The following is a 20,575-nucleotide window of genomic DNA, read 5'->3' on the forward strand; positions in this document are numbered from 1 at the left end:
GAAGGAACACTGAGCTTGTAGGTATAGCCAACTCTGGAAAAATAGCCCGCCTCACCTTGCAGGTTGCGAGCTATTTCACAGCACACATTTGACAGGCATGCGCCCAACGTCAAAGCTGCACAAAGCTTAAGCGCGCCACTAGAGCGTCAATGCATCGGACATCGGAAGTCGCAATGCCCAAGCCTGACAATAAAGCCGTACCTCCCCGTGATTCATCCAGCCGTTACCTGTACCCCGTCGTGATCGCCTTGTTGCTGTTGGCCATGGCCGGGATCTGGTTTTTTCTCCAGGCCAGCACGCCCAGGCTGCCCGTGGCGGCGCCGGCACCGGCGCCTGTGACCCAGCCTGTGGCGGTCGTGCCCCCGGCAACCATGGTCGATGAGCAGCAATGCCAGGGCTGCCACCAGGCCCAGGTCAAGGACTGGCAAGGCTCGCACCACCAGTTGGCGATGCAGGCTGCCACGCCGGAGACGGTGCCGGCCGACTTCAACGATGTGTCGTTCAGCAGCGAAGGCGAGACCACCCGTTTCTCCCGTCGGGGCGACGAATTCTGGGTCAATACGCCCGGTGCCGACGGCAAGGCCGCGGACTTCAAGGTGGCCTATACCTTCGGCATCGCACCGTTGCAGCAATACCTGATCGAGGTCGGCGACGGGCGCTTGCAGGCCCTCGGCGTGGCCTGGGATACGCAAAAAAACCGCTGGTTTCACCTCTACCCGGGCCAGGGCGTGAACTTCAAGAACCCGCTGCACTGGAGCAAACCCAGCCAGAACGCCAACTTCATGTGCGTGGAGTGCCACACCACCGGCTACAAGCGCAATTTCGAGGCTGCCAAAAACAGCTTCGACAGCCAGTGGAACAGCCTGGGGGTCGGCTGCCAGGCGTGCCATGGCCCGGCGTCGAACCATGTGGCATGGGCTGCGAAAAAAAGTGACTTGCTGCATGCAGGCTTTGCCGTGAACCTGAAGGACAAAGACGCCACCGTCGAGCTCGAAACCTGCGCCCGTTGCCACGCCCGCCGTGCTCCCCTGGGAGACGGCTATACCGTCGGCAACCGCCTGATGGACGACTACCTGCCCAGTGTCCTGACCCGCGAGCTGTACGCGCTGGACGGCAAGATCAAGGATGAAGTGTTCGAACACGGCTCCTTCGCCCAAAGCAAAATGGCCGACAAGGGCGTGCGCTGCAGCGACTGCCATAACCCCCACAGCGCCGAACTCAAGGCCCCGGGCAATGGCGTGTGCCTGCAATGCCACAACACCGCAGGCAAAACCCCGGTGCCGACGGTGGACGGTCGCGGGTTGCAGGCCAAGAACTACGACTCCCCCGAACACACCCGCCACGCAGCCGGCGAGCCGGGTTCGTTCTGCGTCGATTGCCATATGCCGGGCAAGTTCTACATGGGCAATGACTGGCGGCACGACCACAGTTTCAGCATCCCGCGGCCCGGGGATAAGGTCAGCGAACAGTTCAAGCTATGGAGTGCCAGCGAACCCGAGCATGCACCGCGTTACGCCGAGAGCATGGCGTTGATCCGTGGCGGCCAGCCGGGTGCGGCGCAGGCGCTGTATGACCAGTTGGCACGCAACGACCTGCCAGCGATCCAGCGCGCGACCCTACTCGCTGAACTGCCCAACTACCCGAGTGAGCAGGCGTTGAAGCTGGCGACCAGGGAGCTGGGCAACCCGGCGCCGCAGGTACGTGAGAGTGCAGTGCGCGCGATCAGTGCGTTCCTGCCGCCACCTGAGCGGGTGGCGTTGTATGGACCGTTACTGCGGGACCCGGTGCTGGCGGTGCGGATCATCGCCGCCCGGGACCTGTTGAGCGCGTCCGGACAAGGCCTTGGGCCGGCCTGGGACAAAGCGATCGTGGAATACGAAAATGTGCAACTGAGCCTTCTGGAGCGGGCCGAAGCCAACCTCAACCTGGCCATGCTGTATCAGGCCAGCGGCCGGGGCGACAAGGTTGAAGCACAACTGCGCACCGCGTTGCTGCGAGACCCGGACTTCTTCCCGGCGCTGGTGACCCTCGCGCAATGGCTGGAAGCCAATGGTCGGTCACAGGAGGCGCGCACGCTGATAGCGGACAACCTCAAGCAGCATCCGGAGGCGGCACTGTTGCAGCACACTCAAGGGCTGATGCTGATTCGGGCCGGGGATACGGCCAACGCCATGCCGCACCTGCGCGAAGCAGCACGGCTGGAGCCGGCGAATCCACAGTACAACTACGTGCTGGCGGTTGCGCTGCATGACAGCGGGCACGTGGATCAGGCCTGTGAGCAACTGGAAAAGCTGCTGGCGTTGCAGCCGTATAACCGCAATGCACGGCTGTCGCTGATCCAGTACTACCTGGAGAACGGAAAAGAGCCCAAGGCGCAGGTGGTGATGCAGTCGTGGAAGAAGCTCAACCCTGGAGATCCGGCGTTGAAGTGAACCGGGCTCCTTCATGCCCCCGCTCAACCATCCGTAGAACGCGTCAACGCCTCCCACTGATCGATATCCCGCAGCGATTGCGCGAGCTTTTCCCGCACATACCCCAGCGCATCACTGCCCAGCAGCAGGTGCGCCGGTGGGTTGTCGCTGGCAATCAGCGTCAACATCGCCTGCGCGGCTTTTTGCGGGTCACCCAATTGGTGGCCGCTTTTCGCTTCCCGCGCCTGGCGCACCGGATCGAAGCTGGCGTCGTAATCGGCAATGCTGCGGGGCGTGCGCTGCATCGAGCGGCCGGCCCAGTCGGTGCGAAACGAGCCCGGCGCCACGGCCGTGACGAAAATGTTGAATGGCTTGAGTTCCTTGCTCAGGGTGTCGGAGATGCCCTCCAGCGCGAACTTGCTGGCGCAGTAGTAGGCGATGCCCGGCATGGTAATGGTGCCGCCCATGGACGTGATGTTGATGATGTGCCCGCTGCGGCGCTGGCGGAAGTACGGCACGAAGGCCTTGGTCACGGCAACCGCGCCGAATACGTTGACGTCGAACTGACGACGCATTTCTTCCAGCGGCGACTCTTCGAAAATGCCTTCGTGCCCATAACCGGCGTTGTTCACCAGCACGTCCACCGGGCCGAAGCGGGTCTGCACCTCGGCAACGACGCTGTCGATCCGCTCAAAGTCGGTGACATCCAGGATTACCCCATGGGCACGTTCTGCAGACAACGCTTCAAACCCTTGCAAGGCCTCCTGGTTGCGTACGGTGCCAATGACGCGGTGGCCGGCAGCCAATGCCTCTGCTGCCAGCGCTTTGCCAAAGCCGCTGCTGATGCCGGTGATGAACAGGTTTTTTTGCGTACTCATAGGAAATGGCCCTCGGTGGATGTGTACCCATGGTAGCCAGGTAATCAGTGTCGACCTATGCCGGTAAATCTATGAGGCTTGCCTATTCCTATGATCCTTGCGAGCCACCGCCCGCTGCTCAGTGAGTTGTTTCTGCTCTTGCTTGAATTGCTGCTGCCAGCGCGCCAGCGCTTCAGCCCCGTCCGATGCCTGCACCGTTACCGGCGCAGACACGATCATCCCGAAAAGCGTCCAGACAAGGAGTTGCTTCATTTCATCTCACCTTCGTTGTGTTTGCTGAAACCTGTGTGTACTGGTCGAGCAGCCCGGCCAAATCCTGGTAGCAAGCCGCCAGCTCGTGGGCGCCCAACCGGGTCAATGACCTGGAGGTTCGCCGCGCCTGGGCCGCGCTGACAGAAGAATGGGCGGCGTACCGGGAAATGCGCCGAGCGCCGGTTTGTGCGCATCTGGCGATCAATGAGTCAGGCTCCAGGTCGCGGGTCTTGCGGTGCAGTAACCTCAACTGTCGACCCAACTGAAGCGACACGGCACCCGCCTCATCGGTGCCCGACACCGCCTGCAGGGCAACGAGGCGTTGCTGTTGGGTGGCCTGCCACTTCAGCAGGTCCATACGATGCCCATGACGCAGCAACCGGCGCGTGTCGTTATGCAGTGCCTTGCGCAGGACGTGGGCGTGGCTGGCGGGTTTTCCCGGCAGCAGCTGGAAGGCCAACAGGCAGATGGCAAGCGTCACCATCCAGGCGAGGGCCTGATTGGCGAAGTCGGTGAAGTCGTATTGGGCGGTCCCGGCGGTACCGACCAGCGTGTTGAAGGTAATCAGGTAGGCGATGCCTTGCAGGGCATGGCGCGCCCGGGTGGTGGCATGAATCCCGACCGTCCAGAACGCAGTCAGCACCACCGTGAGCAACCCGAAACCGCTGATGTGTGGCAACAGCAGGAACTTGCACCCTGCCGCCGCCAGTATTCCGTAGAAGGTTCCCCTGGCAAGGCTCGTGATGCCTTGTTCGGGCGCCGGGCTGGTAGCCAGCAAGGTGCAGTACGGGCCCAGTACGGCCAGCAAGGTTGGCCCCTGATCCCAGCCGGTGAGATACCACACTGCGGCGGTGCCCAGGGTGGCCAGCAACGCTCGCACAGCATTACGCAGTGCAGCGCCGTAGTGTCGGTGGAAGCCCACGGCGCGGGCAGGTGTTTGGGGTGCGCGCTCAAGGCAGGCGAAACTCGACAAGGCACTGGCCAGGTTGTCCAGCTGCTCATTCAAGCGCGGTTCGCTTGCACGGCTTTCAAGGCTGCATTGCAGCGCCCGGACACGATCGGCCGCCATGGAAAACCCGGGCATGGTTTCAGCCAGCTGTTGCAGCTGCGCACCGATATGAGCGTGGGAAGGCCACGCACACTCGTCCAGCACCACGGCATGCAGGTACGCAAGTCCTGCCTGGAGGGTCGCGAGCCTTGCGCGGATCAGCACCGACTCCCCCCGGCCGATGCCGAGAAGGTCGTCCACCTTGCTGATATCAACGGCCAGCGGGCCTTGCGCAATCGCCGGCGCGCCGTCAGTGCGCATGGCCAACAGCCGCAAGGTGCGGGATGAAACGTCGCGAAGTGCCGCGTTCAGTGAGCGCTCCACCGTCTTGCGGCTGAACAGCGTGGCCACCAGGCTCAGGCTCACCACGCCAAGTACAACGGCCGTGCCCCGCCCCACGATATGCTCGAAACCTTGCTGCGGCTCGACAATGGCGGGGCCCAGGGCAAGGCAAACGGTGTAGCCGGCAACCACCGCCGCCGTGGCCTGGTAGTGCCGAAGCACGGTCATGGCTCCGACACAGAGGCCGAGCCACACGCCGATTCCGAGAATGAACAGCAGCATTTTCTGGGCGAACAGGCTGGTCAGCACCAAGGCCACAACCAACCCCACCAGGGTGCCCAGCGCCCGGTTGAAACCCTTGCCCACCACCGCGCCCTGTAGCGGATGGATCAGCAACAACACGGTTGAAGCGGCCGAGAACGGCGAATCCAGGTGTAGCTGGAACCCCAGCCACAGGGCCAATGAGGCCGCCATCAGGCTGCGCAGTACGTAGCCCGATATCGCAGGTTCCCATGCCCCCAGCATGCGTAGCGCACGTCCCATCACATGAACGCCTGGAGCCACTGCACCAGCCGCCAGCGCGGCGCGGCACCCGCCTCGCTGACCTCAATGCTGGCGGTCATCCCCGCCGCCAGCTCCACGCCCGCCGGCACCTTGTCCAGCTCGATGCGCACGGGCACCCGCTGGGCCAGGCGTATCCAGCTGAACGTCGGCGCCACTTGGGGCAAACCACTGTTGCTGCGCAACTCGTTGCCGTCGGCGATGCCTCGGCCAATGCTTGCCACATGCCCTTCAAGCAGCGGTGCATAGCCCATGAGCTTGATAGCGGCCGGAGCGCCGATGTTGACGCCAGACAACTTGGTCTCCTCGAAGTAACCGGTGACCCAGAAGCTATGACTGTCGACCACAAAGATATTGGTCTCGCCGGCCGTGGCGTAGTCACCCGGCTGAAGCCGCAGCTGAGTCACATAGCCGTCCACCGGCGAACGAATCGTCGTGCGGTCCAGGTCGAGCCGCGCATGGGCCAACTGGCTCTGGGCCGCATCCAGGCGCGCCCTGGCCACCGCCAGGTCGCGGGCCGCGTTGTCGGTTTCCTCCCGGGCAATGGCATCGCCCAGCTGGTTGCGGCGCTTGAGCTGTGCGCTGCGCTGCTCGAACACACTGCGTGCCTCGGCAAGCTCGGCCGCGCGCTGTTGCTGGGCCAGCAGGTAGCTGCTGCGGTCGATCTGATACAGCAAGGCGCCCTTGGCCACCCACTGGTTGTCGCCCACCAGCAGGTGTTCCACCTGGCCGGAGACCTCGGGGGCAATACGGATGACCTGCGCGCTGACCCGCCCGTCCCGCGTCCAGGGCGCCAGTTCATAGGCGCGCCACAACTGCGTACAGAACAGCAATGCCGTCAGCCCGAGCACCAGGGTCACGAGGGCCTTGAGGATGTGTTTGATCGTCATCGCGGCGCCTTCAAAACGTCAGGACCAGGGTCGAGAGCACGATCAGTGACACAAAGAAACGCGCCAGGCTGGGGTGCCAGGTCCAGTCCAGCCAGCGCCGCAGGATCCGCTCCAGCAGCGCGTAAACCAGGGCTGCAACACCCACGTAGAGCAAGAAAGGCGGAATGTAGAGGTGGGCAATCGTTATTTCGCTGAGCATCGGTTGAATCTCGCCGTCGGCAATCACCTTGATGGCCTTGGTGACGATGGTAGGGGCTGCAAGGCCTTGCCGATATTGAGTATGCTGCCAGGATATAATCAAATTCAGACAATCGAGGCGGTGCGCAATGGGCGAGATGAAGCTGCAGGGAATTGATCAATTCGAACTGGACAGTTTCGATCAGCCCGCCGTCGCGTTGATGCTCGGCAGCCAGCGCAACGACACTGAATTCCCGGTGCACAGCCACCGCAAGGGCCAACTGGTGGTGGCGTATCACGGCGGCATCGTGTGCACCGTGGAGGATGGCGTATGGATGGTGCCGTCGGGCTTCGGCGTGTGGATTCCCGGCGGTGTGGCCCACAGCAACCGCGTGACCGCCAACGGCAGCATCGGCTTTCTGTTTGTGGAACCCGGCGCCGCCGCCTTGCCGGAGAAATGCTGCACCCTGGTGCTTTCGCCGCTGGTCCTGGAGTTGATCCTGCACCTGAGCGCCCAAGCCCAGGACTACCCGCCCGCCTCTGCCAATGCCCGGGTGGCGAGCGTGCTCCTCGAACAACTGGAACTGGCCCCCTCGGAACAGTTGTACCTGCCGCTGCCGGCCACCGCGCAGTTGCGCTTGATCGCCCGCGGCCTGGCCAAGGATCCGGCCAATCGTTGCACCATGGCCCAATGGGCGCATCAGGTCGCCATGAGCGAGCGGTCCCTGGCGCGCCTGGTCAAGCACGAAACAGGCCTGACCTTTGGCCAATGGCGCAAGCAATGGCAAATCATCGTGGCCTTGCAGAGCCTGGCCGAGGGCGAGTCGGTGCAACGAACCGCCGAAGCGCTGGGGTACGAGTCGGTCAGTTCGTTCATCAGCATGTTTCGCAAGACACTGGGCTCGTCGCCGGCGCGTTATATCCGCGGTACTGCAACGCGTTAGCCGAGCCCGTGCCAGGGCGCCGTTTAGAGCAGCTTCCAGGTATAACTGAGGATCAGCCGGTTCTCGTCGATATCACTGCGGTAGTTCGAGCGGGCCATCACGTTACGCACCCGAATCCCCACACCGCTCAACGCGCCGCTTTGCACCACATAGCCGATATCCAGGTCACGCTCGCGGTCACGGCCTTCGTAACCGGCGCCAGTGGTCACGTTGTTGCCGGTGATATAGCGCACGGTGGTGGTCAACCCCGGAATGCCCAGCGCGGCGAAGTCATAGTCGTATCGCGCTTGCCAGGAACGTTCGTCGGTGTAGGCAAACTCGTAGGTGGGCACCTCGTTGCCCAGCGGCGAGATGTTCGCAAACACCCGCGGGAAGGCACTGTCGCCGTACATGGCCTGGTAACCGACATAGAACGTGTGCCCGCCACGCCTGGCCGACAGCAGCGAAAAAAAGGCCTGGTTGTCGATCTTGCCGAGCAACTTATCGCCGTCTTCCCGCGCAGTGTAGTAACCCAGGTTGGCGCCGAGCACCCAGTCGCCCATGGGCTGGCTGTGCTTGAGCCCGATAAAGTCCTGGCGGTAGATGTCTTTCAGTTGGCCGTGCCAGTAGCTGGCTGTGGTGCGGTTGGTGTTGAAGGCGTAGTCGCCGCCGACGTAGTTGAACGCGTCACTCTCGGCTCCGCGCTGCGGCACATGGCCGAGCATGGCGATCATCTTTTCGTCGCCGGCCTCGTTGCGCAGGCTGGTGGTGGTCAAGTGCCCGGCCTGTAGCGTGAGCCCCGCGATTTCACCGGAACTCACGCTCACGCCCTGGTAACTCGGCGGCAGCAGGCGAATATCACTGAACGCCAGCACCGGCAGGTTGGGTTGCAGCTCGCCGACTTTCAGTTCGGTTTTGGAGAACTTCGCCTTGAAGGTCAGCCCCAAACGGCTGTAGTCATCCGGCGCGCTGCCATCGCCCTTGACCGGGAGCAAACCGGTATTGGCCCGGTCCGGGCTGCTGTCGAGCTTGAGGCCCAGGGTGCCCAGTGCATCCAGGCCAAAGCCCACGGGCCCCGGGGTGTAGCCGGATTTGTAGGTCAGGATAAAACCCTGGCCCCACTCCTCTGCCTTGGATTGTTTGTTGGCGCCGACGATGTCGGAGAAGTCGCGGCTGAAGTAGTAGTTGCGGGCCTGCAAGCTGGCCGTGGAGCCTTCGATAAAACCGCCCTCAGCCGCCGTCGCCGCAAGGGGCATCCCTAGCAGGGATAGCCAGATACGTTGTGTTTTCATGTCGTTGCTCTTAGTTATTGTTATCGACAGATCTGGAATTTACTGCGCCGGTGCGACTACCCCCGCAGGCCGGTCTCGATGCTCATTCAACGCATACGCGGTCATCGCCAGCACCGCGACAGCCCCGGGAATCGCAAAGGCCATGAAGTTCAGGTGCAGGGGCAGTTCAATCCCCATCAGCGCGCCGCCCAACAGCGGACCGACGATGGCGCCGGTGCGGCCAATGCCGGACGCCCAGCCCAGGCCTGTGGCGCGAATGGACAAGCCATAGAGTTGCGCAGCCCCGGCGTACAGCAGGATTTGCGTGCCGATGGTGGTGGCGCCCGCAAAAAAGATCAGCAGGTACAGGACCGGCATCGGGCTCTTGATGCCCAGCAGGCTGATGGACACCAGCGCGGCGATGAAGAAGCAGATCACTACCTTCACCAGGTTCAGCCGGTCACACAGCCAGCCACCGACCAGCGCCCCGGCGATGCCACCAAAGTTCAGGGCCAGCAGGAACGACAGGCTCGATCCCAGGCTGTAACCGGCACCGGCCATCAGTTTGGGCAGCCATGAACTCAGGGCGTAGACCATCAACAGGCAGCAGAAAAACGCGACCCAGATCGCCGCCGTGCGTAACGCCAGGCCATGGCGAAAAAGCTCCAGCACCGAGGCGCCCTTGCCTTTGCCGGCGCTGATATGCAGCTCATCTTCCGGGTCGATCCGGGTGTGCGGCGACAGACGCTTGAGCAGCGCACGCGCCTGTTCCTTGCGGCCCTGGCGAATCAGGAAGCCGATGGATTCGGGCAGCCAATACACAATCAGCGGCATCAGCAGCAGCGGGATAGCCGCGGCGAAGAACATCGATGGCCAGCCAAAACGCGGCAGCATGAAAATCCCCACACCGGCCGAAAGCATGCCGCCCAGGGAGTAACCGCCGAACATCACCGCCATCAGGATGCTGCGCATTTTCTTTGGTGCGTATTCAGTAATCAGTGCGGCCGCGTTGGGCATCAGGCCGCCACAGCCAAGCCCGGCAATAAACCGGCAGATCCCGAATTCAGTCGGGTTGCTGGCAAAGCCGTTAACCACGGTGGCGACGCTGAACAATGCAAAGCAGATGGCAATGCCTTTACGGCGGCCGAACTTGTCGGCCAGGCTGCCGAAAATCAGCGCGCCAAACATCATCCCAAACAGTGCGTAACTGCCCAGGGCTCCGGCCTGCAAGGGCGTCAGGCCCCATTCCTGCATGATCGACGGCAACACCACGCCGTAGATGAACAAGTCATAGCCGTCAAAGATCAACAGCACGGCACACAGGCTGACCACCAGCCAGTGAAAACGGTTGAAACGGGCGTTATCGATAATCGAATTGACGTCGTGGGTACGCATGGCAGTGCTCTCATTATTGTTGTTGTGAGTCAGTGTCTGCAGGTACAGCGGTGGATCAGCCGAGGTCGCCACCTCCTACCGGCAAGGTCACGCCGGTGATGTAGGAGGCCTCGTCGCAGGCCAGGAACAGAATCGCGCCGGCCTGCTCGTCAATGCTGCCGTAGCGTTTCATCGGGCTGCTGTCGAGGGTCTGGTCGACGATCTGTTGGTACCAGACGCGCTCCTGGTCGCTCTGGGGCTGGTTGTTGCGCGGGATCCGCCGTGGTGGTGCCTCGGTGCCGCCGGGCGCGGTGGCGTTGACCCGGATGCCGCTGCCGGCGGTCTCCAGGGCCAGGCACGCGGTCAGGGCGTTGACACCGCCCTTGGCCGCGCCATAGGGCACGCGATTCACCCCGCGGGTGGCCACGGACGAGACATTCACGATGGCGCCACTGCCCTGCTCCAGCATGTAGGGCAACACGCAATGGCAGCACCACAGCGTCGGGAACAGCGAGCGGCGTACCTCGGCTTCGATTTCATTCTCGGCGTAGTGCTCGAACGGCTTGGCCCAGATGGTCCCGCCCACGTTGTTCACCAGAATATCGATACGCCCGAAGCGCGCCTTCGCGGCGGCCATCACCCGGGCGCACTCGGCGTGCTGTTCAAGGTCGGCGGTGAGGATCAGCGCCCGTTCATGCTGCAACTCATGCACGAGCTCCGAGCGATCCACCGCCACCAGCCAGGCGCCCTCTTCCAGCAAACGCTCGGCCACGCGGCGGCCAATGCCCTGGGCGGCGCCGGTCACCAGCGCCACCTTGGTGTTGAAACGTGAGTTCATAGCGGTGTCCTCAGGCAGCATCGCCGGTGACGATGGCGTTGGGGGTGAACTTCTCGTAGTGGAAGCTGGCCGGCGTTACGCCCTGGGCCTTGAAGTGCTGGCGCACCGCGTCGACCATCGGTGGCGGCCCGCACAGGTACACATCCACGTCGCCTTCGTTCAGCAGGTCTGCGGCCATGTGCTGGGTGACGTAGCCCTGCCGGGGATGCGCGGTCTGCGGGTCGGCCACGCAGGTGACAAAACTGAAGGTGGGCAGGTGTTTGGCGAAGGCCTCAAGCACCTCGACCATCACCAGGTCCTGGTCCCGGGTCACGCCGTAGATCAGCGTCACCGGCCGGTTCTCCCCACGCTCGGCGAGCACTTCAAGCATCGACAGGAACGGCGCCAACCCGGTACCGCCCGCCAGCAACAACAAGGGCCGCGCCACTTCACGCAGGTAAAAGCTGCCCAGCGGCCCGGTCATCGGTACCGCATCCCCCGGCTGGGCACGCTCCAGCCAGCCACTCATCAACCCGCCGGGCACGTGCTTGATCAGGAAGCTGGCGCGCGTGTCGCCGGGCTTGCTGCTGAAGGAATACGAGCGCGTCTGCCCACTGCCAGGCACACCGATATTCACGTATTGCCCCGGCAGGAATACCGGCGCCTGGTCCAGGTCGAAGCTGACTTCCAACGCCGCATCCGCATGCCGGGTAATGCTCGCCACCGTGGCGGCAAACTGCGCGGTGCCGGTCTTGCACGCACCCGACGGCACCGGCACGGCAATCACGCAGTCCGATTGCGGCACCATCTGGCAGGTCAATACCTGGCGCTCAACGGCTTCCTCTTCGCTCAGGGCGTCTTCGATGTAGTCGTCACCCAAGTCATAGGTGCCGGTTTCACAGCGGCATTTGCAGGTGCCGCACACACCGTCGGAGCAGTCCATGGGCAGGTTGATACGTTGGCGAAAGGCCGCGTCGAGGACCTTTTCACCTACCTTGCAGTCGATGAAACGGGTCACCCCGTCCTCGAAGTTCAGGGCGATGGAGTACGTCATGGGCGTGTCCTCAGATGTGGTAGATATCGATGACCTGGTGGATGTAGTCGTTTTTCAGCACCACCTTCTTGCGCGTGATCAGCGGCTGTTCGGCGCGGATGTCCAGGCGGTAGAACGAGGTGCCGAAATACGTATCCGTGGTCTTGTACCGATGGCTGAGGGTTTGCCAGTTGAAACGCAGCTCCACGTGTTGACCGTCGTCGGCCAGCACTTCGAGGTTGGTGATCAGGTGCGCGGTGCGCGGTTCCGGGGTGCTGGCGCTGGAGCGTTCGGTCTTGATCCGGAACACGCGGTCTTCCAGGCCGTCGCGGCTGGGATAATAGATCAGCGAGATTTCGCTCTGGGGGTCTTCGGTCAGGGTGTCGTGGTCGTCCCACGCGGGCATCCAGTACTCGGCCTTGGGTGAGTAACATTCCAGCCATTCGTCCCACTGGCGGTCATCCAGCAGCCGGGCTTCGCGGTACAGAAAGTCCAGCAGGCGATCGCGGGAAGCACTCATGCCAGCACCTCCTTGTCTGTGGCGATCAAGCGTTGCTGCTCCTGCTGGATCGCACGTTGCAGGCTTTGCGCCCAGTGGGCGTGCTGGCGCACGAACAGGCCTTCGTCTTCGGTTTTCACCCCGCTGAGCTGCGGGTGCATGCCCATGGCCTGGGCGTTTTCGTCGGCGCCCTCGACCCACTGTTTCGCGCCACGGCTGAGGTCATTCCACAAGGTGGTCGCGCCCTGGTAACCGGTCTGGCAGGCGCGGAATTCTTCCAGGTCATCCGGCGTGCCCATGCCGCTGACGTTGAAGAAATCTTCGTACTGGCGAATGCGCGTGGTGCGCTCCTCGGCGCTTTCGCCCTTGGGTGCCATGCAGTAGATCGTGACTTCGGTCTTGTCCACGGCAATCGGCCGTACCACGCGGATCTGCGTGGAGAACTGGTCCATCAGGTACACATTCGGGTAGAGGCACAGGTTGCGGGTTTGATCGACGATAAAGTCGGCGCGTTCCTGGCCCAGGCGCTCGGCCAGGGCCTCACGGTGAGCATGCACCGGGCGCACCTGCGGGTTGAGCAGGCGCGTCCACAGCAGGATATGACCGTGCTCGAAGGCGTAGACACCGCCGAGGCTTTTCGACCAGCCATTGGCGTCCACGGTGCGCGTGCCTTCGGCTTCGTAGTTGCGCCGGCCCATGGTCGCCGAGTAGTTCCAGTGCACGGAGCTGACGTGATAACCGTCGGCGCCGTTTTCGATCTGCAGCTTCCAGTTACCGTCATACACATAGGACGAACTGCCTCGCAGTACCTCCAGGCCCAGCGGTGCCTGGTCGACCATCTGGTCGATGATCACCCGGGTTTCACCCAAATAATCACTCAGTTCCGGCACCGACTCGCTGAGGCTGCCGAACAGGAAGCCGCGATAGTTTTCGAAGCGGCCCAGGCGCTTGAGGTCGTGGGAGCCGTCACAGTCGAAGCTGTCGGGATAGGCGCCGGTCTTGGCGTCTTTCACTTTGAGCAGCTTGCCGGCGTTGCTGAAGGTCCAGCCGTGGAACGGGCAGGTAAACGAGCCTTTGTTGCCTTGTTTGCGGCGGCAGAGCATGGCGCCACGGTGGGCGCAGGCGTTGACCAGGCCGTGGAGCGTGCCGTGTTTGTCACGGGTGATGACCACGGGTTGGCGGCCGATCCAGGTGGTGAAGTAGTCGTTGATCTCTGGCACCTGGCTTTCGTGTGCCAGGTAGACCCAGCCCCCTTCAAAAATATGCTTCATCTCAAGGTCGAACAGGTCGGGGTCGGTGAAGATGTCGCGGCGGCAACGGAACACCCCGGTGGCGGGATCTTCCTGGACGGAGTCGCGCAATTGTCGGGCGAGTCGGTCGAATGTGCTGATCATGGGGTAGGCCCTCGGTTGTTCTTGTATCAGGCACCTCCACCTTATGTACTTGCCCTACCCGTCAATATCCGCTGGCTGCAAATCGTTATCCGCCTGGCGCAAGCCGGCGCTTCCAGGTGTAGGACGGCAGCTCGCCAAAGCGTTTGCGGTAGGCCTCGGAGAACCGCCCCAGGTGCACAAACCCGTGATCCAGCGCCACCTCGGTGACGCTGCGCGCAGCGCCCCGCTGCAACACGGCGTGCACCCGCTCCAGTTTGCGTTGGCGGATATAGTCACGGGGCGAAACGCCGACCTGGCGTTCAAACAAGGTATACAGCGAGCGCTCGCTGACCTTGGCCACGGCCATCAGTTGCTCAGTGCTGATGTCGTCGGTCAGATGCTCCTCGATAAATTCGCGCAGCGCTTCAAAGCCGCCGCGCTGGTCGGGCCGGGGGATCACGCGCAGCACGTTGCTGCCTAGCAGCGCCAGCAGCTTGTTTGCCACGACGCGCTCATACAGGCCCTGCAGTTCGGGCTCGGCGGCGTTTTCCGCCTCGTGGCAGATCAGCCCGAGCAACGGCAGGAATCCGCCCATTTCAGTCAGCACATGGCGCGCCGCCGCGAAACGGATGCCATCCTGGGGCAGCGTCCAGTGCTGCTCAAGGCAGGCGTTTTCCAGCAGGCGCACCGGCAATTTGATGATGAATTTTTCGCAGTCTGCGGAATAGGTCAGGTCCACCGGGTCATCCGGGTTGATCAGCAGGATCTCCCCCGGTCCGAACACCAGTTCCTCGCCCCGAGCGTTCGAACGGCAATGGCCCTCGAGCAGTACCTGCAGGTGGTAAATGGTTTCCAGCGCCACCGACGTCACCCGCACCGGCGCGCCGTAGCTGATGCGGCACAGGTCCAGGCTGGAAAAGGTCCGGTGGCTGATGCTCGCCTGCGGGCGCCCTTTTGGCGGCAGGCGGATGCGGTGGCTGCCCACATGCTGGTTCACATAGTCCGACACCACATAGGCATCGGCCCGCTCAAATATCTGGCTGCGCTCACTCAATAGCACGGTCATGGTTGCGCCTCTTTTATTATTATGGGCCCCGATTTTCTGCTTCAACGCAGAGTGCTGCCGGGGGCACAGGCCGTCCAATATTCAATAGGTGTTGCTTCATACCCCGAAGGTATCGTGGGCTCACTTTCGTTGCAGCACCGATTCTCCCGCCTGGGCCGGAAGCCGCAGGTTATCCAGCAACGCCACGCCGGCAATCACCGCCACCCACAGAAACGTCAGCTGAAAATCGGCGGTCGCGGCCTGCCCGGTGTTGCCGTGTAAATTCATGGCAAAACGTAACAACAGCGCACCAATCGCCACGCCCATGGCCATGCTCAGCTGGAAAAACATGCTGAACAAGGTAGACGCATCGCTCATCTGCGCCTTGGGTATGTCGGCAAACCCCAGGGTGTTGAACAAGGTGAACTGCATGGAGCGTGACAGGCCGCCCACGAACAGAATGAACAGGATCAGCGCCCAACTCATGCGCTGGTCCAGCAACGCACAGGCCGCAATCGCCAGTACGCCAAGGATGCCGTTGATCATCAGCACCGGACGAAAGCCCCAGCGCTGCATCACCGCTGTGGTGAAGGGTTTCATCGCCAGGTTGCCGGCAAATACCGCCAGCACCAGCAACCCCGCATCGAAGGCAGAGAGCCCGAACGCCAGTTGAAACATCAACGGCAGCAGGAACGGCAAGGTGCTGATGGCCACCCGAAAAATCGACCCACCGCACAGGCACACGCTGAACGTGCGCACGCTCACCACCTCCAGCGCCAGCAACGGCTGTGCATGCCGGCGCATATGGCGCCAGGCAAAGGCGCCAAGCATCACGCCGGCGGCACTGAGTAACAGGCCCTGCAACAGGCTGCCACGGCTTTGCCCGAGCAGCTCGACACCGTACAGCAGCGCCGCACTGGCGACGCCTACCAGCAGGAAACCGCTGAAATCGAAGGTGCGGGACGTCACTTCGTCACGCTTGGGGATCAGTACCAGCGTGGCGATCAATGCCAGCAGGCCCAGCGGCAGGTTGAGGTAGAAAATCCATGGCCAGGATGCGTGAGTGACGATAAACCCGCCCACCGGTGGCCCGAGTATCGGCGCCACCAGGCCGGGCCAGGTGATAAATGAAATCGCCCGCACCAGGTCTTTTTTCTCGGTAGCCCGCAACACCGCCAGGCGCCCTACCGGCACCATCATCGCCCCGCTGATGCCCTGCAACACGCGCGCGGCGACGAAGGTCTGCAGGCTGTCACTCAAGCCGCACAGCAACGAAGACAGGCTGAACAGCACGATCGCCCAACCGAATACCAGCCGCGAGCCAAAGCGGTCCGCCAGCCAACCGCTGATGGGAATGAACACCGCGACGGCGAGCATGTAAGCGCTCATCCCGATGTTCACGTCCACCGCGCCCACGCCGAAGGTCTTGGCGATGTCCGGCAGCGCGGTGGCGATCACCGTGGCATCGAGGTTCTCCATGAAGAAGGTGACGGCCACCAACAAGGCGATCAAGGTCGAGCGGCGTTGGGACATCGACGGCATTGCGGGTCACTCACGATTTTGAATCGGCACTTTATCAATAAGTCGCTTCTTTATGCCCCGCAATATTCCTGCCCCACCACGTAGCGCCCGGTAACGAATCGCCCCGATTTGGTGTGCGCGCGTACAAAAAACGGCCCTCTCACGTTTAAAAAACCGTCAAAAACCGCGCAAAACCATTAGTTGGCACGATAACGGCTTACTGGTTAATGCAGGATTGTTGAACAATCCAAATCACCCCTGTATCCAGTAACCGAGGCGACGAACATGCAAAAAGGTCTGACGGGCAACACCACCATGCGCACCCTGGGGCTGGCGATCACCCTGGCGTGTGTGGCACCGCTACTGTCGGCGGCCGAGATCAAGGGCACCCTCAAGCCGGGCGAGCTGTCGATCGGCTCGGACCTCACCTACCCGCCCTACACCTACCTTGAACAAAAAACTCCGGCCGGGTTCGATCCGGAGTTCATGCAGTTGATGGGCACGCAACTGGGACTGAAGCCGCGCTTTCTCGACACGCGTTTCGCCAACCTGATCCTCGGCGTCAACGCCCAGCGCTTCGACGTGGTGGCCTCGGCGTTGTATGTCACCCCCGAGCGTGCCAAGCAGGTGGATTTCCTCAGCTACCTGAAGACCGGCTCGTCGCTGATGGTACTCAGCGCCGGCGACTTCAAACCCCAGCGCCCGGAAGACCTGTGCGGCAAGCGCGTCGGGTCGATCAAGGGTGCGTCGTGGGTGCCAAAGCTGAACAAAGTCTCGGCTGAATACTGCCTCCCTGCGGGCAAGCCGGCGATCGAGTCCCGCGAGTTCCCGACCTCCCCGGAAGCCGCCCAGGCCCTGCTCGCCCAGGCGGTCGATGTGCAGATGGAAGACGCAGCGGTGGCCAAGATCACCGTCGAAAAGCTGCAAGGCAAAACCGTGATCAGCTCCAGCGAGCTGATCTACCCGGTGGTGGTCGGCCTGGCCGTGCGCAAGGAAAACCCGGCACTGCTCCAGGAACTGACCGGCGCCCTGAACCAGATCAAGCAGGACGGCAGCTACGGCAAGCTGCTGGCGCGCTACAACCTGGCCGAGCCGAACGCCGCCGAGATCAGTGCGGCACTGGGTAACTGAAACGCGGAGCACATGTATGCAATTCGATTGGCACTACACCCTGGGCCTGTTGTGGAACGGCGACTTCTGGCGAGCGGTCGGCACCGTGGTCGAGCTGAGCCTGGAAACCTGGCTGCTGGGGATTGTCCTGGGATTCTTCCTGGCCCTGGCCCGACAGTCGGAACGCCGTTGGCTGCGGGACTCCGCCGGCGTCTACATTTGGTTCTTCCGCAGCTTGCCGTTGCTGGTCCTGCTGATCTTCGTCTACAACCTGCCGCAGGTATTTCCGTCCACCAGCGTGGTGCTGTCCAACCCTTACTCGGCGGGTTTGATCGCCCTGGTGCTGAGTGAGGCGGCCTACATCGCCGAGATCCACCGCGGCGGCCTGCTGGCGGTGGTCAAGGGCCAGCGCGAAGCCGGCAAGGCGCTGGGCGTGGGTTATCGCGGCGTGCAGCGGTTGATCGTGGTGCCCCAGGCGCTGCGGGTGGCGCTGCCCACACTGGCCAACGAGTACATCACCATCGTCAAGCTGACCTCGTTGGTGTCGGTGATTTCGCTCTCGGAAATCCTGCTGGTGGGGCAACAGCTCTACACCCAGAACTTCCTGGTGATGGAGACCATGCTGGCGGTGGCGTTCTATTACGTGTTCATCGTGACGGTGTTCAGTTGGCTGTTGCGGGTGCTGGAAAACCACCTGGACGTGACCCGCCGCAAACCCAAGGCCATCGCCCCCGCCGAACTTGACGGGGTAGCGACGCGGCGTGCGGCCGGCCAGGCCGAGCCCGGCGAGTTTGCCTTGCAGGCCCGTGCCGTGCGCAAGGCCTATGGCGAGCTGGAGGTGCTCAAGGGCGTGGAACTGAATGTGCGCTGGGGTGAAGTGGTGTCGATCATCGGCCCGTCGGGCTCAGGCAAGACCACGCTGATTCGCACCATGAACGGCCTCGAAAGCCTGGACCGCGGCGAAATCACCCTGCAAGGCCAGCCGTTCCTGCGCGGTACCCGGGAGCCGCAAGGCGCCTTGGGTCACAAGGTGCATATGCGCGGCATCGTCCACGTCGGCATGGTGTTCCAGGGGTTCAACCTGTTCCCGCACAAGACCGCCCTTGAGAACGTGATGCTCGCGCCCGTCTACCATGCCCATGGTGGCAGCGAAGAATTGCGCCTGTTGAGCCTGGCCCTGTTGCGCAAGGTCGGCATGCTGGAGCACGCCGGCAAATACCCGCACCAGCTGTCCGGCGGCCAACAGCAGCGTGTGGCAATTGCCCGGGCGCTGGCGATGCGGCCTTCGGTGATGCTGTTTGATGAGCCCACCTCGGCCCTCGACCCGGAACTGGTGGGCGACGTGCTGGCGGTGATCGAGGAACTGGCCCGCGAAGGCATGACCATGGTCATCGTCACCCATGAAATGAACTTCGCGTTCAAGCTTTCCGATCGCGTGGTGTTCATGGAAGGCGGCGAGATTATCCAGGACGCCGCGCCCCGTGAAATGCTCGAGCAACGCAGCGAACGCATGACCAAGTTCCTCAAAGACGTCCAACTGGCGTGAGCCAAGGAGCCCCAACGTGAGCCAAGCCAAGGAACCCAGCCTGTCGCTGGCCGACCAGGTTGCCATCGAACTGCGCGAAGACATCATCGGCGGCCGCCTGCTGCCCGGCATGCCGCTGGTGGAGAGCGAGCTGGTCAACGCCTACAACGCTTCGCGCAATACCGTGCGCGAAGCCTTGCACCACCTGGGCCGCGAAGGCCTGACCAGTTACGTGCGCAATAAAGGCGTGATCGTGCGCCGCCTGGGGGTGGATGAAGTGCGCGACATCTTCAAGGTGCGGCGCACCCTGGAGTTGCAGGCGATTGCCGCCAGCAAGCCGCTGCGCGAATACCAGTCCGACCTGATGCTCGAGTCCATCGAGGCCGCGCAACTGGCCCAGGACCGCGAGAACTGGCAGGCCTTCGGTACCCACAGCCTGCGCTTTCACCAACACATCGTCGGGCTGATGCGCAGCCCGTTGCTGGATGAGTTCTTCACCCATATTGCGGCCCAGATGCGCCTGGTGTTTTCCAACGCCCCCAGCGAGGAAACCTTCCAGAAGCCCTGGCTGGAACGCGACCGGCAGATTCACGACTTGCTGGTTGACGGCCACAAGCAAGCCGCCGGCGAAGCCTTGGCCAGCTACCTCAACGACTCCGAATCGCTGCTGCTGGACATCCTCAGCAGCCTCCCAAAACCCTGAAGCGAGATCCCACCATGTACAAGGACTACCCGGCAGCCTACCAAGTCAGCAAAGGCGCAGCCTTGCAGGTCGACAAAGCCTTCTATGACCGCGTGCGAGAGTCCAGGGAGGGCCGCACCCTGATCGAGCAATTCGAAGTGCCGATCCGCACCGGCCGTGCCTGGAAAGTCCCGGCAGGCCACGTGTTCCGCGTGACCACCCCGGTTGGCCCGCAGGTCGGTGACTTCAACGTGTGGAGCGCCAACGACCCCCGTGAACGCATGTGGGCAGCGCGCACCCGCCAGCTGCAAGGTGCTCATGTCACGACCTACGACCGCCTGTGGTCGAACCTGCCGTTTTTGCGGCCGATGGTCACCATCACCGACGACAGCCTGGCCGACTACGGCATCGACGAGCACGGCGGGCGTTTGCACGACTTGCTGGGCACGCGCTGCGACCCTTACGTGAACAAGATGCTGACCGGAGAAGACTTCCACCACCACTGCCACTCCAACCTGACCCGCGCGGTGCTGCCCCACGGCCTGACCGAGTTCGATGTGCACGACGTGCTGAACATCTTCCAGTGCACCGGCCTGAACCACGACGACATGTACTTCATGAAAGCCTGCCCGGCCAAGCAGGGCGACTACCTGGAGTTCTTCGCCGAAATCGACCTGCTGTGCGCCCTCTCCACCTGCCCCGGCGGCGACCTGTCGCTGCCGATGTGGGGCCCGGATGCCGAAGACCCGCTGAAGGTGTGCCGGCCGTTGGGGGTTGAGATCTACCGCCTGGACGACGCGCTGCTTGAAGGCTGGAAGCAGCCCGAGCGCGCCGCCTATAACGGCAACCATGGCCTGTTGATTCCCAAGGCTGACTGGGAAAAGTAACGGCCCGACTGACACC

General features: G+C 62.8%; 19 protein-coding genes. 6 read left to right on the forward strand and 13 right to left on the reverse strand.

Going from position 1 to position 20,575, the window contains the following annotated elements:
* Positions 1–173: 173 nt before the first annotated feature.
* On the forward strand, positions 174–2,432 hold the full coding sequence (locus HX875_RS21160; protein WP_177045347.1) for a tetratricopeptide repeat protein: 2,259 nt from the start codon (positions 174–176) through the stop codon (positions 2,430–2,432).
* Positions 2,433–2,455: 23 nt separating this feature from the next.
* Here HX875_RS21160 and HX875_RS21165 read toward each other — a convergent pair whose 3' ends face one another.
* From HX875_RS21165 to HX875_RS33200, 5 genes are all read right to left on the reverse strand, one after another.
* Positions 2,456–3,289 carry an oxidoreductase gene (locus HX875_RS21165; RefSeq protein WP_177045349.1) on the reverse strand — a complete coding sequence of 278 codons (834 nt, stop codon included), beginning with the start codon at positions 3,287–3,289 and terminating at the stop codon, positions 2,456–2,458.
* Between the two features lie 69 nt (positions 3,290–3,358).
* A complete protein-coding gene (locus tag HX875_RS21170) occupies positions 3,359–3,541 on the reverse strand; it encodes a hypothetical protein (protein WP_177045351.1) in 183 nt (60 codons plus the stop codon).
* A 1-nt stretch (position 3,542) separates the two neighbouring features.
* A complete protein-coding gene (locus HX875_RS21175) occupies positions 3,543–5,414 on the reverse strand; it encodes an FUSC family protein (protein ID WP_177045353.1) in 1,872 nt (623 codons plus the stop codon).
* On the reverse strand, positions 5,414–6,322 hold the full coding sequence (locus tag HX875_RS21180) for an efflux RND transporter periplasmic adaptor subunit (RefSeq protein ID WP_177045355.1): 909 nt from the start codon (positions 6,320–6,322) through the stop codon (positions 5,414–5,416). The genes HX875_RS21175 and HX875_RS21180 overlap by 1 nt, the downstream gene beginning before the upstream one ends.
* 10 nt (positions 6,323–6,332) lie before the next feature.
* Entirely contained in the window at positions 6,333–6,521 is a 189-nt protein-coding gene (locus tag HX875_RS33200) for a DUF1656 domain-containing protein (RefSeq protein ID WP_177045423.1), read from the reverse strand.
* Between the two features lie 127 nt (positions 6,522–6,648).
* Here HX875_RS33200 and HX875_RS21190 point away from each other — a divergent pair, with 127 nt between their 5' ends.
* On the forward strand, positions 6,649–7,443 hold the full coding sequence (locus tag HX875_RS21190; protein ID WP_177045357.1) for an AraC family transcriptional regulator: 795 nt from the start codon (positions 6,649–6,651) through the stop codon (positions 7,441–7,443).
* A gap of 23 nt (positions 7,444–7,466) precedes the next feature.
* On the opposite strand, the gene HX875_RS21195 is transcribed toward HX875_RS21190, so the two are convergent.
* The 8 genes from HX875_RS21195 to HX875_RS21230 form a co-directional block, all read right to left on the reverse strand.
* Entirely contained in the window at positions 7,467–8,714 is a 1,248-nt protein-coding gene (locus HX875_RS21195) for an OprD family porin (protein ID WP_177045359.1), read from the reverse strand.
* Between the two features lie 39 nt (positions 8,715–8,753).
* Positions 8,754–10,088, reverse strand: coding sequence for an MFS transporter (locus tag HX875_RS21200; protein WP_177045361.1), 1,335 nt, complete (start codon positions 10,086–10,088; stop codon positions 8,754–8,756).
* 55 nt (positions 10,089–10,143) lie between these two features.
* Positions 10,144–10,905 (reverse strand): 1,6-dihydroxycyclohexa-2,4-diene-1-carboxylate dehydrogenase, encoded by a 762-nt coding sequence (locus HX875_RS21205; protein WP_177045363.1) that lies wholly within the window; start codon positions 10,903–10,905, stop codon positions 10,144–10,146.
* 10 nt (positions 10,906–10,915) lie between these two features.
* On the reverse strand, positions 10,916–11,938 hold the full coding sequence (benC, locus tag HX875_RS21210) for a benzoate 1,2-dioxygenase electron transfer component BenC (RefSeq protein WP_177045365.1): 1,023 nt from the start codon (positions 11,936–11,938) through the stop codon (positions 10,916–10,918).
* A gap of 10 nt (positions 11,939–11,948) precedes the next feature.
* Complete coding sequence (gene benB / locus HX875_RS21215) at positions 11,949–12,437, reverse strand: benzoate 1,2-dioxygenase small subunit (RefSeq protein ID WP_177045367.1); 489 nt, start codon at positions 12,435–12,437, stop codon at positions 11,949–11,951.
* Positions 12,434–13,810 carry a Rieske 2Fe-2S domain-containing protein gene (locus HX875_RS21220; RefSeq protein ID WP_177045375.1) on the reverse strand — a complete coding sequence of 459 codons (1,377 nt, stop codon included), beginning with the start codon at positions 13,808–13,810 and terminating at the stop codon, positions 12,434–12,436. The genes benB and HX875_RS21220 overlap by 4 nt, the downstream gene beginning before the upstream one ends.
* A gap of 85 nt (positions 13,811–13,895) precedes the next feature.
* Positions 13,896–14,855, reverse strand: coding sequence for an AraC family transcriptional regulator (locus HX875_RS21225; protein WP_177045377.1), 960 nt, complete (start codon positions 14,853–14,855; stop codon positions 13,896–13,898).
* Positions 14,856–14,975: 120 nt separating this feature from the next.
* The gene (locus HX875_RS21230) at positions 14,976–16,376 is read right to left on the reverse strand and encodes a DHA2 family efflux MFS transporter permease subunit (RefSeq protein WP_177045378.1); all 1,401 of its coding nucleotides are present in this window, start codon (positions 16,374–16,376) and stop codon (positions 14,976–14,978) included.
* 264 nt (positions 16,377–16,640) lie between these two features.
* Here HX875_RS21230 and HX875_RS21235 point away from each other — a divergent pair, with 264 nt between their 5' ends.
* From HX875_RS21235 to HX875_RS21250, 4 genes are read left to right on the forward strand one after another with little or no spacing between them, the layout of a single operon-like run.
* Entirely contained in the window at positions 16,641–17,486 is an 846-nt protein-coding gene (locus HX875_RS21235; RefSeq protein ID WP_177045380.1) for an ABC transporter substrate-binding protein, read from the forward strand.
* Between the two features lie 16 nt (positions 17,487–17,502).
* Entirely contained in the window at positions 17,503–19,011 is a 1,509-nt protein-coding gene (locus HX875_RS33015; protein ID WP_177045382.1) for an amino acid ABC transporter permease/ATP-binding protein, read from the forward strand.
* 16 nt (positions 19,012–19,027) lie between these two features.
* Positions 19,028–19,693, forward strand: coding sequence for a GntR family transcriptional regulator (locus tag HX875_RS21245; protein WP_177045384.1), 666 nt, complete (start codon positions 19,028–19,030; stop codon positions 19,691–19,693).
* Between the two features lie 14 nt (positions 19,694–19,707).
* Positions 19,708–20,559, forward strand: a complete 852-nt coding sequence (locus HX875_RS21250) for an urea carboxylase-associated family protein (protein ID WP_177045386.1) — start codon at positions 19,708–19,710, stop codon at positions 20,557–20,559.
* The last annotated feature ends 16 nt before the right edge of the window (positions 20,560–20,575 follow it).

Source organism: Pseudomonas yamanorum (genome assembly GCF_013386765.1).
GTDB classification, from domain to species: domain Bacteria; phylum Pseudomonadota; class Gammaproteobacteria; order Pseudomonadales; family Pseudomonadaceae; genus Aquipseudomonas; species Aquipseudomonas yamanorum_A.

What these genes read in the sequence shown, in the direction of transcription:
- HX875_RS21160 (WP_177045347.1), top strand. Translation starts at nt 174, where the DNA reads ATGCCCAAGCCTGACAATAAAGCCGTACCTCCCCGTGATTCATCCAGC.
- HX875_RS21165 (WP_177045349.1), bottom strand. Translation starts at nt 3,289, where the DNA reads ATGAGTACGCAAAAAAACCTGTTCATCACCGGCATCAGCAGCGGCTTT.
- HX875_RS21170 (WP_177045351.1), bottom strand. Translation starts at nt 3,541, where the DNA reads ATGAAGCAACTCCTTGTCTGGACGCTTTTCGGGATGATCGTGTCTGCG.
- HX875_RS21175 (WP_177045353.1), bottom strand. Translation starts at nt 5,414, where the DNA reads ATGGGACGTGCGCTACGCATGCTGGGGGCATGGGAACCTGCGATATCG.
- HX875_RS21180 (WP_177045355.1), bottom strand. Translation starts at nt 6,322, where the DNA reads ATGACGATCAAACACATCCTCAAGGCCCTCGTGACCCTGGTGCTCGGG.
- HX875_RS33200 (WP_177045423.1), bottom strand. Translation starts at nt 6,521, where the DNA reads ATGCTCAGCGAAATAACGATTGCCCACCTCTACATTCCGCCTTTCTTG.
- HX875_RS21190 (WP_177045357.1), top strand. Translation starts at nt 6,649, where the DNA reads ATGGGCGAGATGAAGCTGCAGGGAATTGATCAATTCGAACTGGACAGT.
- HX875_RS21195 (WP_177045359.1), bottom strand. Translation starts at nt 8,714, where the DNA reads ATGAAAACACAACGTATCTGGCTATCCCTGCTAGGGATGCCCCTTGCG.
- HX875_RS21200 (WP_177045361.1), bottom strand. Translation starts at nt 10,088, where the DNA reads ATGCGTACCCACGACGTCAATTCGATTATCGATAACGCCCGTTTCAAC.
- HX875_RS21205 (WP_177045363.1), bottom strand. Translation starts at nt 10,905, where the DNA reads ATGAACTCACGTTTCAACACCAAGGTGGCGCTGGTGACCGGCGCCGCC.
- benC (WP_177045365.1), bottom strand. Translation starts at nt 11,938, where the DNA reads ATGACGTACTCCATCGCCCTGAACTTCGAGGACGGGGTGACCCGTTTC.
- benB (WP_177045367.1), bottom strand. Translation starts at nt 12,437, where the DNA reads ATGAGTGCTTCCCGCGATCGCCTGCTGGACTTTCTGTACCGCGAAGCC.
- HX875_RS21220 (WP_177045375.1), bottom strand. Translation starts at nt 13,810, where the DNA reads ATGATCAGCACATTCGACCGACTCGCCCGACAATTGCGCGACTCCGTC.
- HX875_RS21225 (WP_177045377.1), bottom strand. Translation starts at nt 14,855, where the DNA reads ATGACCGTGCTATTGAGTGAGCGCAGCCAGATATTTGAGCGGGCCGAT.
- HX875_RS21230 (WP_177045378.1), bottom strand. Translation starts at nt 16,376, where the DNA reads ATGCCGTCGATGTCCCAACGCCGCTCGACCTTGATCGCCTTGTTGGTG.
- HX875_RS21235 (WP_177045380.1), top strand. Translation starts at nt 16,641, where the DNA reads ATGCAAAAAGGTCTGACGGGCAACACCACCATGCGCACCCTGGGGCTG.
- HX875_RS33015 (WP_177045382.1), top strand. Translation starts at nt 17,503, where the DNA reads ATGCAATTCGATTGGCACTACACCCTGGGCCTGTTGTGGAACGGCGAC.
- HX875_RS21250 (WP_177045386.1), top strand. Translation starts at nt 19,708, where the DNA reads ATGTACAAGGACTACCCGGCAGCCTACCAAGTCAGCAAAGGCGCAGCC.